General features: G+C 70.9%; 23 protein-coding genes (1 of these 23 running past the window's edge). 15 read left to right on the forward strand and 8 right to left on the reverse strand.

Annotated elements, in window-relative coordinates; all coding sequences use genetic code 11:
• The 3 genes from HNR67_RS23780 to HNR67_RS23790 form a co-directional block, all read left to right on the forward strand.
• Nucleotides 1–5,579, forward strand: the 3' portion of a protein-coding gene (locus tag HNR67_RS23780; protein WP_185004450.1) for a scabin-related ADP-ribosyltransferase. The gene continues 23,146 nt to the left of window position 1, outside the view; only the last 5,579 of its 28,725 coding nucleotides appear in the window; its start codon lies beyond the left edge, outside the window; it ends in the stop codon at nucleotides 5,577–5,579.
• A 45-nt stretch (nucleotides 5,580–5,624) separates the two neighbouring features.
• Nucleotides 5,625–6,257 carry a type VII secretion system-associated protein gene (locus HNR67_RS23785; RefSeq protein ID WP_185004451.1) on the forward strand — a complete coding sequence of 211 codons (633 nt, stop codon included), beginning with the start codon at nucleotides 5,625–5,627 and terminating at the stop codon, nucleotides 6,255–6,257.
• Nucleotides 6,258–6,398: 141 nt separating this feature from the next.
• On the forward strand, nucleotides 6,399–7,508 hold the full coding sequence (locus HNR67_RS23790) for a VanZ family protein (RefSeq protein WP_312987905.1): 1,110 nt from the start codon (nucleotides 6,399–6,401) through the stop codon (nucleotides 7,506–7,508).
• Here HNR67_RS23790 and HNR67_RS23795 read toward each other — a convergent pair.
• From HNR67_RS23795 to HNR67_RS23810, 4 genes are read right to left on the reverse strand one after another with little or no spacing between them, the layout of a single operon-like run.
• Nucleotides 7,498–8,751: a cytochrome P450 gene (locus tag HNR67_RS23795; protein ID WP_185004452.1), complete on the reverse strand. Its 1,254-nt coding sequence runs from the start codon at nucleotides 8,749–8,751 to the stop codon at nucleotides 7,498–7,500. The genes HNR67_RS23790 and HNR67_RS23795 overlap by 11 nt on opposite strands.
• A 23-nt stretch (nucleotides 8,752–8,774) precedes the next feature.
• The gene (locus HNR67_RS23800; RefSeq protein WP_185004453.1) at nucleotides 8,775–9,866 is read right to left on the reverse strand and encodes a sensor histidine kinase; all 1,092 of its coding nucleotides are present in this window, start codon (nucleotides 9,864–9,866) and stop codon (nucleotides 8,775–8,777) included.
• The gene (locus HNR67_RS23805; RefSeq protein ID WP_185004454.1) at nucleotides 9,863–10,522 is read right to left on the reverse strand and encodes a response regulator; all 660 of its coding nucleotides are present in this window, start codon (nucleotides 10,520–10,522) and stop codon (nucleotides 9,863–9,865) included. Before HNR67_RS23805 ends, HNR67_RS23800 begins: the two co-directional genes overlap by 4 nt.
• 39 nt (nucleotides 10,523–10,561) lie before the next feature.
• Complete coding sequence (locus HNR67_RS23810; protein WP_185004455.1) at nucleotides 10,562–11,320, reverse strand: sporulation protein; 759 nt, start codon at nucleotides 11,318–11,320, stop codon at nucleotides 10,562–10,564.
• A gap of 204 nt (nucleotides 11,321–11,524) precedes the next feature.
• Between HNR67_RS23810 and HNR67_RS23815 the strand changes: the two genes are divergently transcribed.
• The 11 genes from HNR67_RS23815 to HNR67_RS23865 are packed head-to-tail and all read left to right on the forward strand — an operon-like array spanning nucleotide 11,525 to nucleotide 22,271.
• Nucleotides 11,525–12,895, forward strand: a complete 1,371-nt coding sequence (locus tag HNR67_RS23815) for a cytochrome P450 (protein WP_185004456.1) — start codon at nucleotides 11,525–11,527, stop codon at nucleotides 12,893–12,895.
• On the forward strand, nucleotides 12,892–13,902 hold the full coding sequence (locus HNR67_RS23820; RefSeq protein ID WP_185004457.1) for a terpene synthase family protein: 1,011 nt from the start codon (nucleotides 12,892–12,894) through the stop codon (nucleotides 13,900–13,902). Before HNR67_RS23815 ends, HNR67_RS23820 begins: the two co-directional genes overlap by 4 nt.
• Nucleotides 13,903–13,921: 19 nt before the next feature.
• Nucleotides 13,922–15,064: an acyl-CoA dehydrogenase family protein gene (locus HNR67_RS23825; protein ID WP_185004458.1), complete on the forward strand. Its 1,143-nt coding sequence runs from the start codon at nucleotides 13,922–13,924 to the stop codon at nucleotides 15,062–15,064.
• On the forward strand, nucleotides 15,061–16,539 hold the full coding sequence (locus HNR67_RS23830; RefSeq protein WP_185004459.1) for an amino acid adenylation domain-containing protein: 1,479 nt from the start codon (nucleotides 15,061–15,063) through the stop codon (nucleotides 16,537–16,539). The genes HNR67_RS23825 and HNR67_RS23830 overlap by 4 nt, the downstream gene beginning before the upstream one ends.
• Nucleotides 16,536–16,784 carry an acyl carrier protein gene (locus tag HNR67_RS23835; RefSeq protein ID WP_185004460.1) on the forward strand — a complete coding sequence of 83 codons (249 nt, stop codon included), beginning with the start codon at nucleotides 16,536–16,538 and terminating at the stop codon, nucleotides 16,782–16,784. The genes HNR67_RS23830 and HNR67_RS23835 overlap by 4 nt, the downstream gene beginning before the upstream one ends.
• Nucleotides 16,774–17,964: a cytochrome P450 gene (locus tag HNR67_RS46325; protein WP_185004461.1), complete on the forward strand. Its 1,191-nt coding sequence runs from the start codon at nucleotides 16,774–16,776 to the stop codon at nucleotides 17,962–17,964. Before HNR67_RS23835 ends, HNR67_RS46325 begins: the two co-directional genes overlap by 11 nt.
• Nucleotides 17,961–19,175 carry a hypothetical protein gene (locus HNR67_RS23845; RefSeq protein ID WP_185004462.1) on the forward strand — a complete coding sequence of 405 codons (1,215 nt, stop codon included), beginning with the start codon at nucleotides 17,961–17,963 and terminating at the stop codon, nucleotides 19,173–19,175. The genes HNR67_RS46325 and HNR67_RS23845 overlap by 4 nt, the downstream gene beginning before the upstream one ends.
• Nucleotides 19,172–20,017, forward strand: a complete 846-nt coding sequence (locus HNR67_RS23850) for an alpha/beta fold hydrolase (RefSeq protein WP_185004463.1) — start codon at nucleotides 19,172–19,174, stop codon at nucleotides 20,015–20,017. The genes HNR67_RS23845 and HNR67_RS23850 overlap by 4 nt, the downstream gene beginning before the upstream one ends.
• The gene (locus HNR67_RS23855) at nucleotides 20,014–21,180 is read left to right on the forward strand and encodes a hypothetical protein (RefSeq protein ID WP_185004464.1); all 1,167 of its coding nucleotides are present in this window, start codon (nucleotides 20,014–20,016) and stop codon (nucleotides 21,178–21,180) included. Before HNR67_RS23850 ends, HNR67_RS23855 begins: the two co-directional genes overlap by 4 nt.
• Nucleotides 21,173–22,021 (forward strand): DUF1295 domain-containing protein, encoded by an 849-nt coding sequence (locus tag HNR67_RS23860; RefSeq protein WP_185004465.1) that lies wholly within the window; start codon nucleotides 21,173–21,175, stop codon nucleotides 22,019–22,021. Before HNR67_RS23855 ends, HNR67_RS23860 begins: the two co-directional genes overlap by 8 nt.
• A 55-nt stretch (nucleotides 22,022–22,076) precedes the next feature.
• Nucleotides 22,077–22,271 (forward strand): hypothetical protein, encoded by a 195-nt coding sequence (locus HNR67_RS23865; RefSeq protein WP_185004466.1) that lies wholly within the window; start codon nucleotides 22,077–22,079, stop codon nucleotides 22,269–22,271.
• 19 nt (nucleotides 22,272–22,290) lie between these two features.
• Here HNR67_RS23865 and HNR67_RS23870 read toward each other — a convergent pair whose 3' ends face one another.
• The 3 genes from HNR67_RS23870 to HNR67_RS23880 all read right to left on the reverse strand — a co-directional run bounded on the left by HNR67_RS23870 (nucleotide 22,291) and on the right by HNR67_RS23880 (nucleotide 24,940).
• Nucleotides 22,291–23,055 (reverse strand): hypothetical protein, encoded by a 765-nt coding sequence (locus HNR67_RS23870; RefSeq protein WP_185004467.1) that lies wholly within the window; start codon nucleotides 23,053–23,055, stop codon nucleotides 22,291–22,293.
• A 370-nt stretch (nucleotides 23,056–23,425) separates the two neighbouring features.
• Complete coding sequence (locus HNR67_RS23875; RefSeq protein WP_185004468.1) at nucleotides 23,426–23,893, reverse strand: hypothetical protein; 468 nt, start codon at nucleotides 23,891–23,893, stop codon at nucleotides 23,426–23,428.
• Between the two features lie 264 nt (nucleotides 23,894–24,157).
• Entirely contained in the window at nucleotides 24,158–24,940 is a 783-nt protein-coding gene (locus HNR67_RS23880) for a YybH family protein (protein ID WP_185004469.1), read from the reverse strand.
• 94 nt (nucleotides 24,941–25,034) lie between these two features.
• On the opposite strand from HNR67_RS23880, the gene HNR67_RS23885 reads away from it, so the two are divergent.
• Nucleotides 25,035–25,982 carry a sigma-70 family RNA polymerase sigma factor gene (locus tag HNR67_RS23885; protein ID WP_185004470.1) on the forward strand — a complete coding sequence of 316 codons (948 nt, stop codon included), beginning with the start codon at nucleotides 25,035–25,037 and terminating at the stop codon, nucleotides 25,980–25,982.
• Here the strand turns inward: HNR67_RS23885 and HNR67_RS23890 are convergent.
• A complete protein-coding gene (locus HNR67_RS23890; RefSeq protein WP_185004471.1) occupies nucleotides 25,977–26,942 on the reverse strand; it encodes a helix-turn-helix transcriptional regulator in 966 nt (321 codons plus the stop codon). The two genes, HNR67_RS23885 and HNR67_RS23890, sit on opposite strands and share 6 nt — an antisense overlap.
• Between the last annotated feature and the right edge of the window lie 53 nt (nucleotides 26,943–26,995).

Raw genomic sequence — 26,995 nt, forward strand, 5'->3', positions numbered from 1 at the left:
GGGCCGACGGCGCCAACCCGGCACGGCTGCTGTTCAGATCCCACAACGGTTCCTACCTCGGCGCGGACAAGCGCGGCGTCGTGGTCCCGTTCACCGCCACCGAACTCGCCGAACATGTCGCGGCGAGCCCGGAGTTCCAGCGGCTGACCGGAGGACCGGTGCGGCCCACGCTGTTCCTCATCAATGAGAACGACACCGCACAGCCTGGCGACCACCAACTCAACCCGGTCTTCCTCCAGCGGCTGACCGAACTCATCGGTCCCGTGCAGGCCCACCACTACACCGGTCCGGTGACGCACAGCAATCACGGTGGCCTGAAAATCAGCCACCGGCCGTCCAGGTGGACCTCGCTCGCACTGGCCGAGGTCCAGCACCACGCCGACGGCGACACCATCACCTTCACCGATCGGCGCCTGACCGACCTGCCCGAGCCTGCGCTGCGGGTCGGCGTGACCGGGACCGCGGACGCGGCCAGGGTGCGGCTGCCCAACGGGGTGCGCACCGAGGTCAGCGGCACCCGGCTGGGTGAGCTGGTGCTGGCCGAACCCGGGTTCCGCAGGCTGCTGGCCGGGCACCCCGATCGCCCGGTCGTGCTCGACACCGACCTGGCCGACGTGTCCGAGGTCCGGGTGGGCTACGGCGGAGTCGGCTTCGACTTCGCGGGCGCGCTGCGGGCGGCGAAGTTCTTCAACCAGGTTCACCTGCGCACCGGCGACGGCATGCTGACCCTGGTGTCGGTGCCCAGGGCCGGCGACCTCAGGACGACGGTGATCAAGGGGTATGCGCAGCAGGATGTCGGCATCTTCGTGCATTTCCGCGACGACGAAGCGGCTTTCGAGCAGGTGCGGAGCTGGGCCGCCAAGGACGGGCAGACCCGCAGGAAGATCACCGTCGCCAACGCCAGAGCCAAGGACGTCCCGTGGAGAACATTGCCGGTGTTCTTGTTCGTCGCGCGCAAGGCCAACGGCTACCAGGCACTGCGCGCCGATGGCCAGGGACTCGACCTGTCCGCGGCGGAACTGCCGCGCTACCTGCGGGACAGTGACGACCTGCGGCGCATGCTGGGCATCGAGGGCTCGAACCACGGGGTGGAGGGGACCGAGACACCGGTGGTGGTGGCGACCATCGGCGGCCCCGTCGTAAACCTGGACGCGGTCGCCGCCGGGTTCGTGCCCGGCGGGTACTCGCGGACCTTCTACGGGCCCAGCGCCGAGCTGACCCTGGACACCGGCGGCTACGGCCGCTTCGTGATGGACCGCTCCGCGTTCGCCAACGGCAACGGGTTCGACCGCAGCGGCCCGGTCACGGCAGGCCCCGACCAGGTGCTCGGCTTCGAGCGCGCGAACACCCTGCTGGGCCTGCGCGGCGAGTTCTTCCCGTTCACCCCCGGCGACCGCGGGTTCATGTCGTTGTACAGCACCATGGACCGACCGGTCCTCAACCGCATCTACGCCTCCGGGGATCCGGTGCTGGATGGCTCCGGCGAGCTGCGCAAGGGCCTCTCCTGGTTCCTCAGCCCCAGGGCAGCAGACCCCCGCCGTTCGTGGAGTGCCTACCTGCACGGCAGTGCGGGCGTGGGTTTCGGCTTCTCGATGGCCACCGGCCACCGCCACCGCCTTGGTGATCAGGTCGTGTTGCGCGGGGCCGAGAGTGCCGCCATCGTCCTGGGCTCCCAGGCGTTCCGGCGTGCCTTCGCCGGTTCGGGCCAGGGCGTCGAACTCACCGTGACCGCGTGCGGCGCCGACGCCTACTCCGCCGCGATCGGCGGCAGCAGCGCCGAGCAGATCCGGGTCGCCGCGCCGGGCGATGTGGTGCGCACGGTCATCGCGGGCAACGCCGTGACGACGCTCAACCCGGGTATGCCGCTGGCCCTCCAGGACGGCCACCTCCGGGTGGTGCGGCCGCCGGGCGTGCCGCGGGACGAGCCGGTGCCGCTGCTGGACCTCACCGCGAACGACATCCCGTCGGCCAGGCTGCCGGCCGGGGGCGCCGCGGACGAGGTGCACCGGGTCGCCCGGCAGGCCGCGCGGGCCGCGGTGTGGCGGCTGCGCCGGAACGCGCCGCCACCGAGCGTGCTGATCACCGGGTACGGCCAGGACCAGGCCGCGGGAGAGGCGCTGGCCCAGCAGGCCGAGGAGATCTACCAGGGCGAGTTCGACGCGGAGTCGGCCCGGCTGACCGAGCTGGGGCTGCCGGGCACGCGACCCGTACCGAGCCACCTGCTCGGTTTCACCTACCAGGCCCTGCCCGGCGGCCCGCAGGCCATCGTCGAGGTCACCCTGCCCGCGGTCGAACTGGGCGAGCAGGCGCTGCGGTCGGGGGACCTGGCGGCGATCGAGCGGGAGTTCACCCCGCTCTGGTCGGCCAGGCGCGCCGAGAACGACCACGACCTGCGCACGTTGATGATCACCGGTACCGGCGGGCGTGGCTGGTACTACCCGGCGCCGGGGATTCCGGTGCCGGAGGCGGTGCGCACCGTCCAGCGGATTCCGCGACTGCCCGGTGTGGAGGTCGTGCTCGCCACGCTCACCCCTGGCGCGGACACCGTCGAGATGTGGGACGGCGAGCCGGTCAGCTTCGAGGTCTTCGCCAACGCGCTCTCCGCACGCGAGGTGACCGCTCGCGCCCTGGAGGCCATCCCGGAAGGCGTTTTCGTCGACGTCCGGCTGGTGCTGGCCGTCTCCGGCGGCGCCGCCCTCCTGGGCCCGGCGGTTGTCAACGCGCTCAAGGTGCCAGTCCTGGTCACCGAGGGCCAGGTGTCGCTGGCCCCGGACAACCAGGTCGTCTCCGACCGTGAGTGGGTCGATCTCAACTGGGGTGTGCCGCCGGTGCGGACCGGGGTCACCGGCCTGGCCGAGGCGCTGGAGGTGGCGCGGGGCGCCGCGGCCGATCCCGGCGAGATGGACCTGGACCTGGATGCCCCGTATCCGGCCGATCTCTTCGCTGACCCCGCCTATGACCTGTTCGGCACCCCACCGCCCGCCGCACCGGCCCCGGCGGCCGTGGCGGCACTCGCGCAGCCGGTGGCCGCGGCAGGCCCGCGCGACCTCGAACTGTTGCTGCTCAAGGACGCGCACGGCAAGGAGATCATGCTGGCCACCACCCCCAACGCGCGGCACACCCAGCTGATGACCCTCACCGTGGCCAAGTACACCGACCTCGGCTCGCGGACGCTGGTGCTGGAGAGCGAGATCTCGCCCGGCAACAAGGTCACCCAGATCGTCGACGCCGACTGGGCCGACGGCGTCAACCCGGTCCGGATGATGTTCACCGCTGACAACGGTTCGTTCCACGCCATGGGCAAGCGCGGCACCCATCAGCGGGTCACCGCCGAGCAGCTGGCCGAGCAGGTCGCGGCCAGTCCGGAGTTCCAGCGGCTGGCCGGTGGAGCGGTCCGGCCCGCGCTGTTGCTGACCACCCACGACACCACCGCGGCACCCGGCGACCAGCGGCTCAACACGGCCTTCCTGCAGCGGCTGACCGAACTCACCGGGCCATGGGTGGCCGACCACTACACCGGCCCGGTAGCGCACAACAGGTACGGCGTGCTGCAGCTCAACAAGCAGCCGACCAGGTGGACGCCGCTCGCCCTGGCCGACGTCCAGCACTTCAGCTCCGGTGACACCATCACCTTCACCAACCGGCTGCCGACCTTCGTGCACAGCCGGATGCCGCTGCTGGTCGGGCTGAGCGGGACCGCGGACACCGCCACGATCACGCTGTCCAACGGGGTGCGCGCCGAACTGAGCGGCGCCCGGCTCGGCGATCTGGTGCTGGCCGAGCCCGAGTTCCGCAGGCTGCTGAAGGAGAACCCGCTGCGCCCGGTCGTGCTCGAGACCGACGCGCTGGAGGCCAGGGTCGGCTACGGCGGAGTCGGCTTCGACTTCGCCGGCGCGCTGCGGGCGGAGAAGTTCTTCAACGAGGTCCACCTGCGCACCGGCGACGGCAGGCTGACCCTGGTATCCACGCCAAGGCCCGGCGACCTGAAGACGACGATGATGATGGGGCGGCAGGGACGGCTGGTCGGCATCTTCGTGCACTTCCCCGGCGACGCCGCGGTGTACGACCAGGTGCGGCGCTGGGCAGCCAAGGGCGGGCAGGGCCGCAAGCGGTTCGTCAAGGCCGACGGCCGCTGGCAGCACTTCCCGTGGCAGCGGGAGCCGATTTTCCTGTTCGTGGCGCGCAAGGACAACGGCTACCAGGCGCTGCGCGCCGACGACCAGGAACTCCAGCTGATCCCGGCCGAGCTGGCCAGGTACCTGCGCGATGGTGACGACCTGCGGCTCATGCTGGGCCCGGAGGGCGCGGCCAGCGGGGTGGCCGGCACCGAGACCCCGGTGCTGGTGGCGGCCATCGACGGCCCCGTCGCCGACCTCGCCGGGATCGCCGCGGAGTTCGTGCCCGGCGGGTACTCGCGGGCCTTCTACGGCCCGAGGGGCGGGTTGACCTTCGAGCGGACCGGCCGCCTCGTCATGGCGGGCGACGGGTTCGACCGCATCGACCCGATCATGCCGGGACCGGACCAGGTGCGCAGGTTCGAGCGGGTGAACGCCCTGCTGGGCCTGCGCGGCGAGTTCTTCCCGAGCAATCCGAACGACCGCGAGTTCATGGCACTGCAGAGCGCCATGGAGAACCCGGTCCGCAGCCGCATCTACGCCAGTGTCGTGATGCCGCCGCCCGGCCCCGGCGTGCGCTACAAGCGCGTTGCCTGGTTCCTCAGCCCCAGGGGAGCTGACCCCGCCCATGCCTGGTCCGCCACCATGCACGGTGACCCCGCCGAGGGTTTCCAGTTCTCGATGGTCACCGGCCACCGCACCCGGATGGGTGACACCGTCGTGCTGACCGGGGCCGAGAGTTCCGCCATCGTCCTGGGCTCCCAGGCGTTCCGGCGGGCCTTCGCCGGTTCGGCCAGGGACGTGGAACTCGCCCTGCTCGCCTGCAGTGCCGACGTCCGCGTCGCCGCGACCGGGACCAGCCTCGCCCAGCAGCTCCAGGCGAACACCGCCCCGAACGACGCGGTGCGCACGCTCATCGCCGCTGACGGCGTGGTCTCCGCCGGCCCCGGCGACCTGCTGGGCGTCCGGGGCGGCGGCCACTTCCGGGTGGTGCGGGCGCCGGGCGTGCCGAGGGACGAGCCGGTGCCGCTGCTGCACCTGGCCACCAGCAACATCCCACGGGCCCGGCTGGTGGCCAACGGCGTGCCCGCTGTGCAGGGGACCGCCCGGCTGGCGGCGCGGGCCGCGGCCTGGCGGCTACGCCGGAACGCGCCGCAACTGACCGTGTTGATCACCGGGTACGGCCCGGACCAGGCAGCGGGCGTGGCGCTGGCCAAGCAGACCGAGGCGATCTTCCAGGCCGAGTTCTTCGCCGAGTTCGCCCGCCTGGCCGACCTGGGGCTGCCAAGCCCGCAGACCGTCCCCTACTACTGGTTCGGTTTCGACTTCACCGCCCTGCCCGGCGCGGTGAGCCCGGAGGCCTACGTCGAGATCGTGCTGCCGCCGGTCGAACTGGGTGTGCAGGCACTGCGATCGGGGAACATCCTGGCGATCGAGCAGGAGTTCGCCCGGCTCGTGGGCTGAGCCGGACACCAGAGTGGCAACCGAGTACAGGAGTGAGGCAGCACGATGACCACCACGACCGAGCCGACCGAGGACGCCCAGCCGGGCGAGAACTGGTTCCTGCTGATGGACCCGGAATGGCGCCCGGCCACCGAGCACGAGCCGCCGCCACTGGAGGCCGTGGTCGGGCTGTGGCCGGTGGAGGAGGACGGGCAGGTCGGCAAGTTCCGGGCCAACCCGGAGTACATCCCGGCGGACGAGAACTCGCCGTCGGATCCGCTGGACGCGGTGCTGCGGCTGGTGTTGCAGGGCCGGGCCGAGGTCGACCACATCCAGTTGATGTTGCGGGACACGCTGTTCGACATCGGGATGAACGGCGACGGCCGGCCGCTGATCACCCGGTCCCCTGACGACCTGCTGTGCGTGGTGGTGGCCAGCGGGGAGCAGCACCGCAGGCGGATCAGCGCACCGGAGTGGCGGCGGATCGACCTGGACGAGCTGGTCGTGCTGCTGGCCGACGGGGTGGACGTGCTGTTCAACCCGGGAGGTATGGCCTCGGTGCGGCTCAGCGGCGACTTCATGCGCGAGACGCTGATGATGGGGGAGGAGGAGGTCGCCGAGCTGCACGCCCGCCACCACGACCTGACCGGACTGCGGGTGGTGCCATGGGAGCCCGTCGCGGAAACACCGGCGGAATGACTCCACAATGGACAAACGGGCCGAGTCGTTGCCCGATTGTCCACTGTGGAGTGGTCGAGGTGTGCCGCGGTCCTGGACGGGCCGCGGCGGCCGGTAGCGTGCGCCACCGTGCCGGGCATCCCTCCGGTGATCGTTCGCTGAGTGCAGAGGTTGTCCTTGACCAGGTTGCTGCCCGCGGTCCTCGCCATTCTCGGCGCGAGCCTGCTCGCCGTGGCGTTGTTCGCCCCGTTCGTCGTCCGCAGTTACCGCCGCCGCGGTGAGCTGGGCCTTGGCCAGGCGGTGCTGGCCTTTGGGTTCCTGCTCTACGCGCTGGCCCTGCTGGCCTACACGCTCTTCCCGATCCCGCAGATCGACGCGGCCTGGTGCGCGGCGCACGCCACCCATCCGCAGCTGATCCCACTGGAGTCGCTGACCGATGTGGCCAGGCTGCAGCGCGGCACCGGGGTCGGCGCCACGCTGGCCAACCCGGCGGTGCAGCAACTGCTGTTCAACGTCGCGCTTTTCCTGCCGCTGGGCGCTTTCCTGCGGCACTACACCCGCCGTAGCGCGCCGGTGGTCATCCTGGCCGGGTTCGGGGTGTCGCTGTTCATCGAGTGCACCCAGCTCACCGGGAACTGGTTCCTCTTCGCCTGCCCCTACCGGCTCTTCGACGTGGACGACCTGATCACCAACACCTCCGGCGCCGCACTCGGTGTGCTGGCCGCGCCACTGCTGCGGCTGTTCGACCGCAGCAGCGAGATCCCCGCGGGCGATCCCCGGCCGGTCACCACCTTCCGCCGGTTCCAGGGCATGCTGGTCGACCTGCTCTCGGTGGTGGTCCTTGGCGGGCTGCTGGCCGGTTCCACCAACGTGATCGCGCACTTCGCCTTCCAGGTGTGGCTCAACGACAGCCCCGGCGGGCGGCTGGCGCTGACCGTGCTCAGCACCTGGCTGCCCGCCGTCCTGCTGCTGGCCGTCCCCGCCCTGCGACCCAGCGGGGCCACCTTCGGCCAGCAGGCGGTCCGGTTGCGCCGCACCGGTCCAGACGGCGGCCACCCCGGCCTGCGGATCCTGCCCGCGTTGCTGGGTGGCACCTTCGGCTACTACCTGTTCACCGGCCTGGAGCAGTACTGGCCTGGCCTGAGCTTCCTGCCGGGCCTGCTGGCCTTCGCCGCGGTGGTCCTCGCCTGGCGACCGCGCAGCCACCGCGGCTTCTCCGGTCTGATCTCCGGCCTGCGGGTGGTCGACGCCAGGGAGCCGATCACCAGGTGACGGGCAGCGACTCGATGCCGTGGATGAAGGAGTCCTTGCGGAAGGCGACGGCAGCGCCGGGATCGGCCAGGCGCAACTCCGGCAGCCGGGTCAGCAACGCGGTGAGCGCGGCGCGCAGTTCCAGCCGGGCCAGTGGCGCGCCGAGGCAGTGGTGCGCGCCGAAGCCGAACGCGACGTGACCGCGGGAGTGCCGGGTCAGGTCCAGGGTGTCCAGGTCGGGGCCGAACGCGGGGTCGCGATTGGCCGCGGCCAGCGAGGCGCTGATCATCGTGCCCGCCGGGTAGGTGTGCGCGCCGACCGTGGTGTCGGCGAGCGCGAGCCGGGGGAATCCGCTGGACACCACGCTGGTGAAGCGCAGGATCTCCTCCACGGCCCGGCCCACCGCCTCGTGATCGTCCTGGGCGATGGCGGCCCGGAACAGCTTGAGCTGGTCCGGATTCTCCAGCAGTGCCAGCACACCCAGCCCGATGGTGTTGGCGGTGGTGTCGTGCCCGGCGAGCAACAGCAGGTTGGCCAGCCCGGCGATCTCGTCATCGTCGACACCGCCGTCGGTGACGGGCTGCTGACCGTGCTCGCGGACGAGGTAGCCGAGCAGGTCGTCACCGGGCTCGCGCCGGGCCCTGGCGACCAGCTCCCGCATGTAGTCCAGGGCCTCGTCCTCCAGCGCACCGCGCCGGGCAGGCGGCAGGGTCGAGGAACTGAGCAGGGCGGCCCGGCGCTGGAACTGGTCCTGGTCGGTGTAGGGCACGCCGAGCAGGCGGCAGATCACCAGCGAGGGCACCGGCATGGCGAAGCCGGACACCAGATCACCAGGGGCGCCAGCGGCGAGGAACTCGTCGAGCTGCTGCTGGACGACGAGTTCCACCTGCGGGGCAAGGGCTTTGACCGCGCGCACGGTGAACCGCGGCGCGACCGTGCGCCGCACCCGGCCGTGTTCGGGCGCGTCCATCAGCAGCAGCATGCCCGCCCGGCGGCGGCGGATCTCCGCCTCGCTCAGTCCGACGGCGGTGCCCTCCGGCGGTGGCACCGAGCCCAGGCTGAGCGTGTCCGTGCCGTGCACCGCGTGCGCCTGGGCGTGCCCGGCCACCAGGGTGCTGACCCGGCCGGTGATGGTGGTGACCGGGCAGCTCGTCCCGCTCGCCCGCACCGCGCGCAGCGCGGCGTCCGGGGCGAACCGGTCCCGGCGCGAACCGAGTGGCTGCAAGCTCTCCGCGGCCGGCCGGTGGTCGGTGGATTCGGTCATGGTTGGCCTTTCGTGGTCGGGCCTCAGGTGAGCGGAAGTCGCAGCCGGAGCTGGAATCCGCCGTCGGCCGTGGGTCCCGCGTGGAAGCGCCCGTCCAGCAGTGCGGCCCGTTCCTGCAAGCCGATGAGCCCGTGGCGGGCGCTGGGCAGGGCGAGCGCGGGTCGGCTGGACGCGGTGTTGGTGACGGTGATGGTCAGGTCGGTGTCGTCGTGGCCGAACTCGATGATGGCCTTGGCGCCGGGCGCGTGCTTGCGGACGTTGGTCAGCGCTTCCTGGATGGTGCGGTAGATGGCCCGTTGCACCGGCGCCTCGACGCCGGTGGGCAGCTCGCCGGTCAGCTCGGTGTCGATGCCGCTGTTGTCGATCAGCCAGCGCAGTTCGGTCAGCGTGGGCTGGGGTGCCAGTTCGGTGGCCGGGCTGCCCGAGGCCCGCAGCAGGTTGATCATGTGCCGCAGTTCGTCCAGGGTGTTCACCGACAGCGTGCGGATGTGCGCCGCGGCCGCCCGCGCGGTCGGGTCGGCGGTGCTCACCGTGACCACGGCCGCCTGCACCGCGATCAGGCTGACCTGGTGCGAGACCACGTCGTGCATCTCGCGGGCGAGCTGGTTGCGTTCCTTGGTCAGGATCACCTGGGCGTCCAGCTGCCGCTCGTTCGCCCTGGCCGCCTTGACCTCTGCCAGCCGCAGGGCCAGTTCGTGCCGGGTGCGCAGGAACCGGCCGAGCAGGATCGACCCGCAGGCCAGCACCAGCGAGTCCATCGCGTTGAGTGCCAGTTCGGTGGTGGTGAAGGACATGCCCGGTCCGGGCAGCGGGAAGTACTGGCAGACCGCCACGACCAGCCCGCAGCCGCCGATCAGCCACCAGCTCCGGAACCGGGCGGCCACGGTGTACAGGACGACGATTGCCGGGACGAGCAGGTCCAGGAACATCAGCGCGGGCAGCACCAGCACGAAGGCCGGCATCGGCCAGCGGTGCCGCAGCAGCAGCGCGAGCACGGCCAGCACACCGAACCCGGCGATCGCGGACAGCTCGGTGAACGCGGCGGCCGCCGCCTCCAGCGTGGCCACGCCGAGCACGGCGATCTCGATCCGCCACTCGCGCGGCCGGTCGGTCATGATCGGGGTTCCTCGGCGGTGAGCAGTCCCGCGCGTTCGGCCACCAGGGCCGCCTGCACCCGGCTGCCCACCCGTAACTTGGTCAGGATCGCGCTCACGTGGTCCTTCACCGTGCCGGCGCTGAGGTGCACCCTGGCCCCGATCTCGGTGTTGGACAAGCCTTCCGCGATCAGCACCAGCACCGCGTGCTCCCGTTCGGAGAGCTGCCCGGCCCGCGCCACCGCCTCGGAGTTCGTGCTCGCGCCGAGGTAGCCGTCCACCACCGTGCGGGTGACCTTCGCCGAGAGCACCACCCCGCCGGCGGCCAGGGTGCGCACCATCTGGGCGAGCTGCACCGGCGCGGTGTCCTTGAGGATGAAACCGGCCGCGCCGGAGCGCAGCGCGGTGGCGATGTACTCGTCGGAGTCGAACGTGGTCAGCATGGCCACCACGGGTGCGGGGCTCAGCGACTGGAGCCTGCGCAGGATGGTGAGCCCGTCCACCTCGGGCATCCGGATGTCCAGCAGCACCACCTCCGGCCGGTGCGACTCCACCGCGCGCACCGCCTGCTCCCCGGTCGCGGTCGCCACCACCTCGATGTCCCCCGCCGCCTGCAGGATGAGGCGGAAACCCGACCGCACCAGGTCCTCGTCGTCCACGATGACCACCCGAATCACGCCACGCTCCTTCGCCGGGTCCAGCGCCTGCTCAGGCGATCACTGGCCGCGCTCGGCGGTCAGGGTCAGCCAGCCGGAGATCATCGGCGCCCAGTCGTTGACCCGCGCGTCCAGGTGCGACATCCGGAAATCGCCGAAGTCGTTGTCGCCGTGGGGGAACCTGGCCTCGCGCCGGTCGGCGGTGAGCCGCACGCACAGCTCGCCCCGGCTCGCCACGAAGATCAGTTCGACCTGCTCGATCCGGTCCGCGAACCGGGTGGGCGGCCGGAAGGTGAGGGCCTGGTAGCTACCCAGCTCCTGCGGCAGTCCCCGGACCCGGCCCGCCTCCACCCCGTTGCCGCGCAAGGAGAACCCGAGCTGCCCGAACGCGTCGAGCACCTGCTGCTGGGCGGGCAGCGGATTGACCCGCACCCAGTCCAGATCGCCCTTGCCGGGCGTGCCGGGGATCATCAACTCGGTGCGGATCGCCGCGGCCGAGCGCGGCAGCGGCGAGCCGCCGACCGCGGTGATCGGCATCTCCCACGGCACCGGCAGCCGGAACGGCAGGATGGCCGGCTCGCCCGCGGCCAGCCGCAGGCCCTCGCGCACCACCAGCCGGGCGTACTCCGCGCCACCGCCGAGCCCGGTCTCCGACTCCATCTCGGTGACCAGCGACAGCACGACCTGCCCGATCTCACCCGCCGCGGCGCCGCCGTGCACGCGCAGCTGCCCGCGTACCTCCTGGCCGGGCATGGCGTGCGGCGAGTCCAGGACCGTGGTCACGGAGGGGCCACCGATGCCGACCTCGCTCAGTGTCATGCGGATCAGCCTCCCGGGCCGCGCCGGGCCGCCACATCAGTCAGGAGTCCGAAAGGGCACTCTGACTGGCTGGATGACCCCCCGCCGGGTGGGGGGACCGCGGCTGGTCCGGCCGACCGGCGGGGGGCATTCCCTCCGGTCGGGGGGTTGTTCCGGTCTCCTGACCGATAGGGCGGGCGGGCGGCACGCGCGAGGCTGATCCACATGGCCGTAGCGGAGGAACGTCGTCAGTACCGGCTGGGCGACGCCCCAGGGCGGTTGCCGTTGCTGGGCAACGCGTTGCGGATTTTCCGGGATCCGCTGAACTACCTGCCCACGCTGCGCGAGCAGGGCGATGTGGTGCGGGTGCGGCTGGGGCGCGGCACCGCGTACATGGCGGTCACCCACGACATGGTCCAGGAGGTGCTGCTCAACCCGCGGGTCTTCGACAAGGGCGGGGAGTTCATCGACAAGATGCGGGTCATCCTCGGCGACGGGGTGGGCACCTGCAGTTCGCGGACGCACAAACGTCAGCGCGGGTTCATCCAGCCCGCCTTCCAGAAGGCCAAGATCGAGGCATACGGCGCGGTGATGGCCCGGCACGTGGCCGAACTGGTCGAGTCCTGGCGGCCGGGGCAGGAGGTCAACCTGCCTGAAGAGATCAGCAGGCTGACCACCAGGGTGACCGCGCAGCTGATGTTCTCCGACGAGCGGATCGGGGTGGCCGCGATCACCGAGGTCCAGCGCAGCTTCCCGGTCGTGTGGCGGGGGGTCTACCGCCGGATGATGGTGCCGCTGCCGGTGGTGCACCAGGTCCCGACCAAGGCCAACCGGGAGTTCCGGCTCGCGTTGCGGCGGCTGGAGGACGTCATCTCCGGGATGCTGGCCGGCTACCGCGCGGGCACCCGGCCGGATGAGGACTTCCTCTCGATCCTGTTGTCCGCCAGGGACGAACAGGGCGTGGGCCTGAGCGACACCGAGATCCGCGACGAGCTGATGACCGTGCTCGCGGCCGGGGTGGAGACCCCGGCCTCCGGCCTGACCTGGGCGCTGTACCTGCTGAGTCGTCATCCCGGGATCGAGGCCCGGCTGCACGAGGAGGTCGACTCGGTGCTCAACGGCCGCACCGCCACCGACGCGGACTTCCCGGCGCTGCCGTTCACCAACCGGGTGGTCAACGAGGCGCTGCGGCTGTACCCGCCGGTCTGGTTCATCACCCGCCGGGCCACCGTGGACACCACCCTGGGCGGGCACGACATCCCGGCCGGAGCGAGCATCCTGTTCAGCCCGTACGCCCTGCACCGCGATCCGGCGGTGTTCACCGACCCGGACGCCTTCCAGCCCGACCGCTGGCTGCCCGAGAACCTGCGCACCCTGCCGAGGAACGCGGTGATCTCCTTCAGCGGCGGCACCCGCAAATGCCTCGGCGACGTGCTGGCCAACCACGAGATGACCATCGCGCTGGCCGCCATCACCGCCCGCTGGACCCTGCGGCACAAGCCGGGCCACACGCTGCGCCCGGTGGCCAAGGCGGAGCTGACCACCGGTGACCTGCCGATGATCCTCCAGCCCCGCCGCCCCGGAAACGCGTCGTGACCGATGCGCCCGCGGACCTATCCGGGCAACTCCGCCTCGACCCGCCAGCCGGGCACCCGCTGCTCGACCTGTCCTCGGCGATCTCCCCGCACCTGGCCGAACTCGAAGCCGGGATCCTGGACTGGGCCGACCGGTACCCGCTGCTGGACGGCCCAGCGGCGCGGGACAAACTCGCCCGCACCCGGCTCGGCGAACTCATCGCCCGCTGCTACCCGACCATCGCCCCGGACCGGATCACCGCCGTCACCGGCTGGTTCACCTGGGCGTTCGTCATCGACGACTGCCACGACCAGCCCAGGTGCGACCACGACGAGTCGGCCGCCCGCACGATGGACCTCCTGGCCGGTGCGCCGCCCGCGACCGCGACACCGCTGGAAGACCAGCTTTCCGAGGTGTGGCAACGGTTGTCGGCAGGCATGAGCACGTCATGGCGGCACCGGTTCGCCCTGCACATGGCGCATTTCCTGGTCGCCTTCAAGTACGAGGCGGCCAACCGGCGGCACCGGCAGGTCCCCGAACTCGCCGGGTACCGCCAGTTGCGCCGGGCCTCCGGCGGCATCACCCCGTCGCTGGACCTGATCGAGGTGACCACCGGCCAGGAGGTTCCCGCGCTGCTGCACGAGTTCGAGGAGACCCGGCTGATGTTCAACCGGGCGGCCGACGTCGTGGTCTGGGTGAACGACATCGTGTCGCTGCCCAAGGAACTGGCCGCGGGCGAGGTCAGCAACGGGGTACTGGTGCTGGCCAGGGAAGGCGACCTGGACCTGCAACGGGCGGTCGAGGCGACCTACGTCCTCATCGGCAGGCAGCTCGCGGAGTTCCGGCAGGCCGAGGCCGAGGCGGAAACCCTGCTCCGGCACTGGCGCGGCCTGGAACCGGCGGCGGTGGACGCCGTGCGGACCTTCGCCGACGGGCTGCGTTCGTGGATGCGCGGGAACCTCGACTGGTCCGCGCACAGCGACCGCTACCAGGTCACCGACGGCATCCGGCTGGCCACCGTCCACTGACGAAAAAGGGTACTGGGCAATGGATTTCGAGCCGGACCAGGAGCAGCGCGCACTCGCCGAGCGCGCCTTCGAGCTGGGTGCCACGCTCAACGACGGCCTGCCGGAGCGGGTGCGCGCGGGCCGGTTCGACCGCGAACTGTGGCGGCGCTGCGGGGAGTTCGGACTGCTCGGCCTGAGCGTGCCCACCGCGGACGGCGGCCTCGGCCTGGACTCGCTGAGCACCGCGCTGGTGATCGAGTCCTTCGCCAAGGGCTGCCAGGACCTGGGGTTGCTGTTCTCCGCCTGCGCGCACCTGTTCGCCTGCGTGATGCCGATCGCCGAACACGGCAGCGCGGAACTGCGTACCCGGCTGTTGCCGAAGCTGGTCTCGGGGGAGTGGATCGGTGCGAACGCGATCACCGAGCCGGAGGCGGGTTCGGACGTGCACGCGTTGCGCACCACCGCGATCCGCGACGGTGATCACTACGTGCTCAACGGCGTGAAGAGCTTCGTCACCAACAGCCCGGTCGCCGACCACCTCCTGGTCTACGCCCGCACCAGCCCCGCCGACGGCCACCTCGGACTCAGCGCGTTCGTGGTGGACCGGCACTCGCCCCGGCTCACCGTCGGGGCCAGGTTCGCCAAGCCGGGCCTGGCCACCGCGCCGATGGCGCCGGTCTACCTGGACGACTGCCGGGTGCCCGCGGCGAACCGGCTCGGCCCGGAAGGCGCGGGCAGCACGATCTTCGCCGGCTCGATGGCCTGGGAACGCAGCTGCCTGTTCGCGGCCTACCTGGGGGCGATGGACCGCCAGCTGGCACAGACGATCAGCCATGTGACCACGCGTAAGCAGTTCCGCAAACCCCTGTCCCGGCACCAGGCGGTCGCGCACCGGATCGCCGACATGAAGCTCCGCCTGGAGGGCGCCCGGCTGCTGCTGTACCGGGCGTGTTCGCGGCGCGACCGCGGTGTGGACAGCACCCTGGAGGTCTCCCTGGCCAAGCTGGCGGTCAGCGAGGCGGCGATCCAGAACGCCCTCGACGCCATCCAGTTGCACGGCGCGAGCGGCTTCCTGTCCGAAGGCGGCGTGGTCGACGCCCTCGGCGACGCCCTGCCCAGCACCATCTTCTCCGGCACCTCCGAGATCCACCGCGACCTCATCGCGAGGGGACTGGGGCTGTGAGACTCGAACAACTCCTGCGCGCACAGGCCCGCCGCACCCCGGACGCCCTCGCGCTCAACGCCCCGGACGGCCCGCTGACCTACCGCGAACTCGACGACCTCGCCGACCGATTGGTCGGCGCGCTGGCCGGTCTCGGGGTGCGCGGCGGGGACCGGGTGTTGCTGTGGCTGGACAAGTCGGCCTTCGCCGTGGCCGCCATGCAGGCCGTGCTGCGGCTGGGCGCGGCCTACGTCCCGGTGGACCCACTCAGCCCGGCCCGGCGGGTCTCTGCCCTGATCACCGACTGCACACCCACGGCGATGATCACCACCCGGGAGCGACAGGCCGAACTCATCGCCGCGAACCCCGAGCTGACCGCGATGCCCGTCCTGAGCCCTGGAAAGCTTCCGCCCCGTTCGGGTACCGACCAGTCGGTAGGCACGCCCGCGGAACTGGCCTACGTGCTCTACACCTCCGGGTCCACGGGCAAGCCCAAGGGCGTCTGCGTCACCCATCGTGCCGCACTCGCCTTCGTCGACTGGGCGGTCGGTTTGCTCGGTGTGCACGGCGGGGACCGCCTGGCCAACCACGCCCCGTTCCAGTTCGACCTGTCGGTGTTCGACCTGTACGCGGCCTTCCACACGGGCGCCTCGGTACACCTGATCCCGGAGGGCACCCCGGCCCGCGCCCTGGTGCGCTTCGTCCGGGAACACCGGATCACCGTCTGGTACTCGGTGCCCTCAGCGCTGACCCTGATGATGGAACACGGCCGCCTGCTGGAGATCGCCGACCTGCCGCTGCGGGCCGTGCTGTTCGCGGGCGAGGTGTTCCCGCTGCCCGGCCTCAAGGCACTACGGGCCCGCTGGCCCGAACTGCCGCTGTACAACTTCTACGGCCCCACCGAGACCAACGTGTGTACCTACCATCCGGTCGGTTGGCTGTCCGCCGAGCACACCACCCCGATCCCCATCGGCACCGCCGCCTGCGGCAACCAGGTGTGGGCCCTCCGCCCGGACGGCAGCCTGGCCGGTCCCGGCGAGGTGGGTGAGCTGATGGTGGACGGGCCGACCTTGATGGCCGGATACCTGGGCGAAACCGTTGGCAGACAAGGGCCCTACGCCACCGGCGACCTGGTCCGCCCGCGTGCCGACGGCGGCTTCGACTACCTCGGCCGCCGCGACCACCAGGTGAAGGTCCGCGGTCACCGGGTGGAACTGGGCGAGATCGAGGCGGTGCTGACCACGCACCCCGACCTGGTCGAGGCGGTGGTCCTGGTGACCGGCAGCGGGCACGCGGCCCGGCTGCGCGCCTGCGTCCGCACCCGCCAGGGCCGCACGCCGTCGGCCATCGAGATCAAGCGGTTCCTCGCCGAACGACTGCCCCGCCACCTGGTCATCGACACCCTCCGCCAGTTCCAGGAGCTGCCCCGGACCGCCACCGGAAAGGTGGACCGGCAGCGGCTGCTCGCCGACACACAGGGAGAGACGCACCGTTGAACGAGACCGAGAAGCAGCTGCACACGTTCATCGCCGAGGTGTTGCTGGACGGCGAGGAGATCGAGTTCGACGCCGAAACCCCGCTGCTGGAGTACCGGCTGATCGACTCGCTCAACGTCGAGCAGCTGATGGTGCACGTGCAGCACACTTACGCGGTCTCCCTGGAACGGCACACCCCATCCCAGTGGAACACCATCCGCAAGATGGCCGCGCTGATCCAGGCGGCCGGTCCCGGTGCGCACTGAACCGGGCCTGCCCCCGGATCGCCCGTTCGACCTGGCCGATCCGGCCGCCTATGCCACCGGTGACGCGCACGGCAGCTGGCACCGGCTGCGCCAGACCGACCCGGTCCGCCTGGACCGCACCCCGTCCGGCGTGCCCTACTGGTCGGCCTTCACCCACCGCGACTGCGCGCGGATCCTGCGCGACACCAACACTTTCAGCTCAACCTCCGGCACCATCCTGGACTCCATCGGCTCCCCTGACCCGGCGGGCGGACGCACCGTGGTCCTGGCCGACCCACCGCAACACGCCCCACTGCGCGCCCTGACCATGCGCCACCTCGGCCCGGCCGCCGTACGCGGGCAGGCCGATACGATCCGCGAACGCGTGCACCGCCTGGTGGCCGACCTGACCCCGGGCGTGCACGACGTGATGCCCAAGTTGCGACGGCTGCCGATGCTCGCCCTGGGCCCACTGCTGGACCTGCCCGAGCAGGACTGGGACGCCCTGGTGCACCACGCGATCGGCTGCATCGCCCCCACCGACCCGGAGTTCGCCAACGGCACCCTCAACCACAACCACGCCAAGCTCTTCCACCTGATCCGCACCGCCCTGCACACCGGCAACGCCTTCGCCGCCGACCTCCGCTCACTCCCGCTCTCCGGCCGACCAGCCACCAGTCGCGATGTGCTGCTGAACCTCTACAGCACCCTCATCGGCGGCAACACCACCACCCCGCACGTGGCAGCCCACCTCCTGCTGCGCTTGGCCGACCAACCTGAACTGTGGGAAGCGATCCGCGCCGACCCCACCCAAATCCCGGACCTGGTCGAGGAAGGCGTGCGCTGGGCCACCCCAACCCAGAGCCTGGTCCGCCGGGTCACCACCGACGTCGAACTCGGCGGCAGGCAACTGCGGGCGGGCGACTGGGTGGCCGCCTGGGTAGCCTCGGCCAACCGAGACGAGGCGGTTTTCCCCGACCCGTACCGGTTCACCCCCGGCCGCCCCGCCCACGCCCACCTCGGCTTCGGCCGCGGCGCGCACTACTGCGCGGGCGCCCAGGCCGCCCGGCTCCTGCTCGGCGCGCTGATCGAGGAACTGGTCCAGCGAGGTCTGCGCTTCAGCCTCGCCCAGGAGCCACAGCACCTCAGTTCCACCGTCATCAACGGGATCACCACCATGCCGATGAGGTTCTGCCGATGATGTTCCAGACAGGCGAAGCCATCCCACCGACCATGGCCGGCTACGGCGAACTCGCCGTCCGGCGGCTCTGCCAGGCATCCGGACTGGCGGAGCTGGAAACCCAGGCCGTCGACGGCTACCGCATCATGACCGAGTCCTGGGGCCAACGCCGGATCGAGGACGGCCCGCCCTGGTCGATCCTCACCCCGGACAGCACCCCGATCGAGTATTCCGTTCTCCTGCAAGAGGAACCGGTCTCAGTCCGGGTGGCCATCGAGGCCCTCGCCGACCCACCGAGCCCCGAGGGCTACTGGTCCAACGCGCAACGGATGACCGCCCGCCTGGCCGAGACCTACGGCCTGTACACCGAGCACCTGCACCGGATCGAACACCTCTTCGCCCCCCGCCCCGGCCTACGGCAACCCATGGTCGCCCTGCACGTCATGGGCTGGTCCCGAACCGGCGCCCCGGAAGGCAAGATCTACCTGTGCGTGCCCCGATCCGAGATCGCCGCCTGCGGCCCGATCTACGACGAGGCACTGACCCGGCTCGGGTTTCCCGGCCAGTGGCAACGGATCGCGCAGGCCCTGCACCCCGATGACGTGGTGCCGTTCTTCTCCCTGGACCTCAGCGACGCGCCCTCGGCCCGCACCAAGGTGTACGTGCAGCACCGCGGAAGGCTGACCGCACAACGCCTGGAGCGCTTCGACCGCCTCGCCGCCAACCCCCAGGCCGGGGCGGGCCCAGCACTCGCCAGAATCGCCAACCGCGCCGAACAGCGCTCGGTCTGGGCCCCCGGCGCCTCCCCCCGCACCAAACTCCAGTGGCGCTCCAACAGCCGTCGCTACTGGTCGGCGGACACCTATGTGGCGCTGGTGCACGGCCGCTCGCAGCCGATCGACACCGTGCTGCACCAGTTCGCCCTGCCCACCCGCTGCCGCAACGACGCCGAGTCCGACCGGATGGTGCACGAGGTCCTCGATGCCTTCGCCGTCTCCGACCGCAGCCGGGCGGCCTACACCCGCTGCGTGCAGTCCCTGATCGGACCGGACCCGGCCAAGCAGATGTACAACCTCACCTACGTCAGCGCCCGCCACGACGACTCCGGCACACCCCGGGTCGCGGTGTACTTCAACCCCCGCATGTTCCACCCGGAGTTCGGCCTGACCAACGGCGACCTGGCCCAGACCTGGCGTTTCCAGGGCATGTCCGTCCCCAGGACCGAGTTGTGAGCCCGGTGCGCACCGGCGTGCTTCGGGTGCCCGGCGCCGGACTGCACTACGCGCTCCGCGGCAGCGGCCCGCCCCTGCTGATCCTGCCCGGTGGCGGTGGCGACGCCGACTGCGCCAACCCGCTCACCGAGACCCTGGCCGCCGACTTCACCGTGCTGACCTACGACCGCCGCGGCCAGACCCGCACCACGGTGGACGATCCCGTTGCCCAGAAAGGAATCCGGCAGCACGCGGCCGACGTGCACAGCCTGCTCACTGGCCTCGGCCTGACCGATGCCATGGTGTTCGGCTCCAGCACCGGCGCGGTGATCGGACTCGACCTGGTACGGCAGCACCCCGACCTGATCCGCCGCTTCATCGCCCACGAACCACCACTGCTCTCTCTGCTCGCCACCGAGGACCGCGAGGCGGTACGCGGGGTGGTCGGCCAGGTGGACCGGCTGCACCGGGAAGGCGGGTGGCAGGCGGTATTCCGGCGGATGGGCCAGGTCCTGGACGTCCCGCTGACCGACCACACCGACCACACCGCCGAAGTGGCCTGGACACCACCCACCCAGCGCACCTCCGCCAACCTGGATTTCTTCCTCACCAACGACTTCCCGGCCACCTGGCAGTACCAGCCGGACAACCAGGCGTGGGCGGAACTGCGCGCGTCCGCCCCGCTGATCACCCCGGCGGTCAGCGCACACGGCCTCACCCGGGAAACCCTCCTTGCCCGCTCCACCCGCGCATTGGCCGACCTGCTCGGCACCGCCACGGTCGAGCTGCCCGGCGGCCACGACGGCTACCGCACCCACCCCTACTCCTTCGCCACCGCCCTGCGAAAGGTGCTGGCCGGATGACGACCATGCGCGAGTTCGGCGAAACCGCCCTGCGCGACCTGTGCCGCGCCACCAACCTGACCGACCTGGAACCCCAGGCGCTCAACGGCTACCGAACCCTGACCGAGTCCTGGGGCGACCGCCGCGTCGACCAGCCGCCACTCTGGTCCACCCTGACCTCCGACAGCACCCCACTGGAACTCTCCGTCCTCCTGACCGACGGCCCGATCGCCCTGCGCGCCACCGTCGAAGCCCTGGCCGAACCCGCCAACCCGGCCACCTACTGGGCCGCCGCCCAACACCTGACCACTCGCCTGACCGAGTCCCACGACCTGTCCCCGTCCCGCCTGCGCCGCATCGAACACCTGCTGACCCCCGACCCCGCCCGCAGGCCACCCATGGCCGCCTTCCACACCCTGAGCTGGTCCCGCACCCGAGCACCGGCAGGCAAGATCTACCTCTGGCTCGGCGGCACCCCACCCCGCACCTGCGGCGCCACCTGCGACGAGGTCCTGACCGCCCTCGGCTTCCCCGGCCAGTGGCCCCGCCTGGCCAACGCCATGCACCCCGAAGACGTGGTCTCCTACCTCTGCCTCGACCTGGGCGAGGACCCGGCGGCCAGGGTGAAGCTGTACGTCCAGCACCGCGGCCGCCTCTCCGCCGACCGCCTGGCCCGCCTGGACCGCCTCGCCCCACACCGCCCAGCCGGCGACGGCCCAACCCTGGCCCGGCTGGCCGAGGCCGCCGCGGCCCGATCCGGCTGGCCGCACGGGGTCCCCGCCCGCACCCGGCTGCAATGGCGCTCCAACAGCCGCCGCTTCTGGTCCTGCGGCACCTACCTGGCCCTGGTCCACCACAGACCGCAACCGATCGACTCGGTCACCCACCAGTTCGCGCTGACCCCGCACTGCCGCAACGACAACGAGTCCCGCACGATGATCCGCGAGGTCCTGACCGCCTACCAGGCCCCCGAATCCGCCCGAGCCGCCTACGAACGCTGCGCCAACGCCTTCGCCGGCCCAGACCCCGAGTCCCAGATGTACGCCCACACCTACTTCAGCGCCCAGCAGACCCCCGACGGCCCACCCCGTATCGCCGTGTACTTCAACCCCCGCATGTTCCACTCCCGCCACGGCCTGACCAACGGCGACCTCGACCAGGCCAGGCGGTTCCACCATGCCTGACCTCGGCCCCCTGGCCGTCAACCTCACCGTCACCCTGGCCCTGGTACTCCTGCTGACCCTGACCACCTTCTGGGTGGCCCTCCGCCGGAACCGCTACGACACCGTCGACACCGCCTGGGGCCTGGGTTTCGCGGTCGTGGCCCTGACCGGCCTCGCCCTGTCCACCGGCCACGGCAACCAGCCCGTCCGCCTGCTGGTCACCACCCTCACCGTGATCTGGGGCCTACGCCTGGCCACGCACCTCCACCGCCGCAACCGCCACCGCCCGGAGGACCCCCGCTACGCCGCCATCACGATCATGGCCACCGCCCGCCCCCACCCCAAGTGGTTCCTGCTCACCCGCGTCTACCTGGTCCAAGCCGCCTACCTGTGGCTGGTCTCCCTGCCAGTCCAGTTCACCCAATACCTCGGCGGCGAACCAACCCTGCTCCACTGGCTGGGCACCACCCTCTGGCTACTGGGCTTCACCCTGGAAACCCTCGCCGACCACCAACTGACCCAATTCCGCGCCAACCCCGCCAACCACGGCAAGGTCCTCGACCAGGGCCTCTGGCGCTACACCCGCCACCCCAACTACTTCGGCGACGCCTGCCTCTGGTGGGGCCTGTACCTACTGGCCTGCGACACCTGGCTCGGCGCCACCACCATCCTCGCCCCCCTCCTGATGACATTCCTGCTGGCCCGCGGCATCGGCGGCAAACCCATGCTCGAACGCCACCTCCACCTGCACCGCCCGGCCTACGCCGCCTACACCCGCCGAACGAGCGGCTTCTTCCCCCGCCCACCGGGAAAATCGGGCAACCAGCCGGGACTCCCAGACAAACCGGGCGGCAACCAATAGCTGCCACGACCAGCTGCCCCTATACAGGAGAGAAGCCGGAACGGGGAGGACAGGCATGGCGGATTTCACCTGGCTACGCGGCCGCACGACGGAACTGGTGGCCGCGGTGACCAACGGCGACCGCAGGCGGGCCGAACAGCTCGTCGCGCACACCGGAGCCGAGGGCGGCACCGAAGCCACCGAACACCTGCTGACCGAACTGCTGGTGCGGATCCAGCTACAGGCGACCAGTCCGACCTCACGAGCGTGAACTAGTCCACTGTGGACGATCAGCCGCCCAGTGCCGTTTCCGGGGAGCAGCCAGGGCCGCCTTCGCCGGTCCTGGTCTCCCGCCAGGACAACCCGTAGGTGCGGACGTTCCCGGCCTTGCGCACGGCCATGACGCAGTTCAACGACTCGCCGCGCCCCGACCACGCCGCCACCCCGACATCGGCGCCCACCACCTTCGCCTGCACGCCCTGGAACGGGGCCTCGGGTGAACCTGGTGCGGGCACGGCGAGTTCCTTGCGCATGGTGGCGACCACGTCCTCCGCCACCGGTGCGGCGGGCAGTCCGCGGAGCAGGGCCATGAGTTTGTCGCCCGCGTCGGGTGGGAGTTTCCAGTACACCGGCAGTGGTGGTGGGGTGTAGGGCTTGGCGTCCTTGGGGCAGGGGGTGCGCTCGGGTTTGCCGATGATCCCGTAGTAGTTGAAGTTCAGTTCGTAGCAGGCGTCCAGTGCGGGTTTGCGGCTGCCGAAAATTCCGCTGGGTTCCCTGGCGTCCTCGTGGATCCGGATCACCAGGTGGGCGGTCTGCTCCATCGGGTCCAGGCCGTGTGGGACCTCGCGGGCCACCAGCACCGCGAAGTCCGCCGACCTGCCCAGGCTGGTGGCCAGTGCCGCTCGGGCGAAGCCCGCCGCGTCCGACTGCCTTGGGTAGCCGATCGCGGTGGCCAGGGTGTCGGCCTGGCGGTCTGTTTCGGTGGTGCCGGGGTGGGCGCAGGCGGTCAGGGCCAGGAGCAGGCCGAGCGCGGGTAGGAGGCGGAAGGTACGCACCGGGCCAGCCAACCGTGCCCGCGCGGACTTGTCCTGAGTGTTTCTACTTCTCCGGCGAGGGAGTGGTCTTCGGTGGCGTTGGTGATGATGCGGTCGAGGCATCAGGAGGTGGTGCGGTCGGTGAAGGAGTGGTGTTCGTGGGTGACCGCCCAGCGGTTGTCGGTCTTGGCCAGACATAGGGTCAGGCGGAGTCTGCGGGGACGGAGGCGGTGGAGCACTTCGCCGACTGCTGACCGCTGACCCGGTTGAGTCCACAGTGGACGGTTAATGGTCAGCCGTGCAGCAGCGCGGTGTACGGAGTGGACAAGCAGATGAGTTCGTTCGAACGGGGCTGGGGGCTGGCTGTGGACAGCTTCGCTCAGTGTGGGTGCTACTTCTTCTTGCGGTCAGGTCGAATTCTTACCGGCCGACCCCTCGCGTCCCGTTCCCTGCGGGTGACATCCTGCGTGAAGCCGGCGAGTCCGATGGCGAGCACCGGAGCCGCTAGAAACCACCACCAACCACTTGAGGTGAGGGCGGTGTAGGCCAACCACGAGCCGCCACCGATGAAGGCCACTCCTAGTACGATTCCCGTCGGATCTCGGCGCTTGGTCTGCTCCTCGCTGACGAACGAGGTCAGGCTGGCCTCCACGTGCCGTGTCACCAGCATCTTGGCCGCGCTGTCCGCTGGCAATGAGCCAGCGATTTCCAGCATGGTTTTCAGCTCGTTCAGGCGAGCCGATCGTGCTCGGTGCATCTCCCAGAGCTTGAGTCCGGCGGCGATGGCGCCGAACACTCCGACCAGAATCTTCGACCAAGTGTCCCAGTCCATCTCCGGAAGATCCCACTTGACGGTCACGAATCCGGCCTTATTCGGTAACTGGCTGTGGTCGTTCTCAGCCCGACTAGCCGGTCAACTCCGCGACAGGGACGTCAGCGCAGTCAAGATCCACCCGGTGCTGTCTCTGGGCCGTCGGACGACGGTACCCGCTGCGACTCAACGGGCTACCAGCATCGTGAAGTTGCGCTGCCGACCGAGGCGGGTGGCCAGTGTCTCCCTGGCGAACCCCGCCGCGCTCTCCTGCCTCGGGTAGCTGGCCGCACGCCCTTGTCCTGAGTGTTTTTACTTCTCCACCGCCGGATGGGACAGGTGCTGGTGGATCAGTTGCCAGCCGCCCTCGCGACGCTGGAAGACGCGGGTGCCGCGGGAGCGGTCCTCGACGCCGTCGGTGCTGATCCGGTCAAGGCCCCAGGACACGGCCAGGTCGCCGTCGACGTGGATGGTGAGGGCGGGGGTGTCGAAGGTGATCTCCTCCGGGGTGGATTCCAGGCCCTGGCGGCAGACTTCGCGGACCTCTTCGACGCCGACGTACTCCAGTTGACCCGCGTGTTCGTAGGAGACGATTTCCGGGGCGATGGTGGACATCAGGCCGTCGAGGTCCTTGGTCGCGGTTTGTGCGGTCCACTGCTCGTGCACGGTTCGGATCTCGGTGGCGGCGATTTCCGGGGCGGTGGAGCGGTCGGTGAAGGAGTGGTGTTCGTGGGTGACGCTCCAGCGGCCGCCGGTTTTGGTCAGGCCCAGGGTCAGGCGGAGTCTGCGGTCGGGGACGCGGGCGAAGTCGGCTGGGGTGCCGCAGCGCAGTAGGGCGAAGGCGAAGGCGACCTCGGGGCCCGCGGTGACCTCCAGGGATTCGATCTCGAAGAGGGCGCCGGTGGACTGCCACTGGAAGAAGCCGGGCCAGCTGTCGCGGTAGGCGTCCAGGCCGCGGAGGCCCTGCTCGGGTGGGGGCACGTCGAACATGACGATGCCGGGGGCGTGGTCGGCGAGGACGGCCTCCAGGTCGGCGGCGTGTACGGCGGTGGCCCAGCGGTGGATGAGGTCGTGGATCTGCTGTTCGTCGGTCATGTCGGGTCCCTCTGATCGGTGACTGATACCGGTGGAACCCGGGGAATCGGCGGAACTCATCGCGGTGGCGGGAAGTTCCTTGCAAGATGGGCGGGTGACCGCGCCTGCCGAACTGCTCACCGCCGCCCGCCGTGGCGATGCCGACGCGTTCGAGCAGCTGGTCCTGCCCTACCGGGGCGAGCTGCTGGCGCACTGCTACCGGATGCTCGGCTCGCTGCACGACGCCGAGGACGCGCTGCAGGAGTCGTTGGTGCGGGCCTGGCGGGGGCTGGACAACCTGGATGATCGTGGGTTCGTGCGGGCCTGGTTGTACAAGATCGCGACCAATCGGTGCCTGACGATGGTCGAGCGGCGGGGGCGGCGGGAGTTGCCGGTGGACCTGGATCCGGCGATGCCTTCGACCGAGGTCAGTTGGCTGGAGCCTTATCCCTCGCCCGAGCAGCACTATCTGGCGCGGGAGGGTGTTGAGCTGGCGTTCGTGGCCGCGTTGCAGCATCTGACCGCGACCCAGCGGGCGGTGCTGATCCTGCGCGAGGTGCTCGGGTTCTCCGCGGCGGAGGTGGCCGGTCAGTTGGACAGTTCGGTCGCCTCGGTGAACAGCGCGTTGCAGCGGGCCCGGAAGGTGATCGGCTCGGCCGCGCCGACCCAGCAGAGCGTGCTGCGGGAGCTGGGGGAGGAGTCGGTCGCGGCGATCGCGGCCCGGTGGTCCGAGGCATGGCAGCTCGGTGATGTGGACGCGATCGTGGCCATGCTGGCCGAGGACGCGCGGTACTCGATGCCGCCGCTGCCCGAGTGGTACCGGGGCCGGGACGCGATCCGCGCCTTCCTGCTCGACGGCCCGTTGCGGTACGGCTGGCGGTTCCTGCCGACCACGGCCAACGGGCAGCTCGCCTTCGGCACCTACATGTGGGCGGAGGCCGCAGGCCACTACCGGCCGGGTGGCCTGGATATCCTTACCCTGCAAGGTGATCGGGTGGTCGAGGTGACCGCCTTCCTCACCGCCGACCTGACCCGGTTCGGACTGCCCGCCCACCTGTCATGACCCGGCCGCCCGCAGCCGCTCCGCCAACTCACGGGCCCGCTGACCGAGTTCGGGTGGGTCGAGCACCTGGAAGTCGTGGCCCAGCAACAGGATGTGCATCAGCACCAGGTCCAGGTTCGCGCCGCCGCTGAGCACCTCGCAGTGATTGTCCTGGTGTGGCCGGACGACCGCCGCGGCGGCCGGGATCTGGTTGCGCACCAGCTCGGCCGGGGCTTGCACCAGGAAGCGGGCCTGGTGCGGGTAGACGCGGCTGGCCACGCCCTCCTGCACGTAGGTCGCGGCGTCGGGCACCGGGCGGGGGCGGAACCGCCAGGAGCGGGCGGCCACCTCGGTCATCCGGTCGACGCGGAAGCTGCGCCAGGCGTCCCGGTCCAGGTCGTAGGCGAGCAGGTACCAGCGGCGGTCGGAGGCGACCAGGCGGTAGGGCTCGACCCGCCGTCGGCGCACCTCGCCCCGGGACGGGTAGGTGAAACCGGCCTCCACCTCATCCCGGCAGGCCCTGGCCAGGGTCAGCAGCGCCTCGGCGTCGATTGGCGTGCGGCCGCCGTCGAAGGAGACCACCGAATCGGCCAGCGCCCGCACCTCGGCGCGCAGCCGGGTGGGCAGTACCCGGTCCAGTTTGGACAGTGCGCGCAACGCCGCCTCACCCGCACCCGCGACCGCGCCGCCCGCACCGGCCAGCAGCGAGACCGCGGTGGCGATGGCCTCCGCGTCATCCAGCAGCAGTGGCGGCATGTCCTGGCCGGGGCCGAGCTGGTAGCCGCCGCCGACGCCCTGACTGGCCTGCACCGGGTAGCCGAGCGCCCGCAGCCGCTCGACGTCGCGGCGCACCGTGCGCGCGGTGACGCCCAGCCGTCCGGCCAGCTCGGGGCCGGTCCAGACCGGGCGCTGTTGCAGCAGGCCGAGCAGGGTGAGCACGCGCTCGGTGGTGCCCCGCTCCGCGTCACCCGTCAGGTCCATATCGGGGAGCCTGCCAGAGATAGCGGACCGATACTGTCCGCTAGGCGTGTCAG

It is taken from the genome of Crossiella cryophila, assembly GCF_014204915.1.
GTDB lineage: Bacteria > Actinomycetota > Actinomycetes > Mycobacteriales > Pseudonocardiaceae > Crossiella > Crossiella cryophila.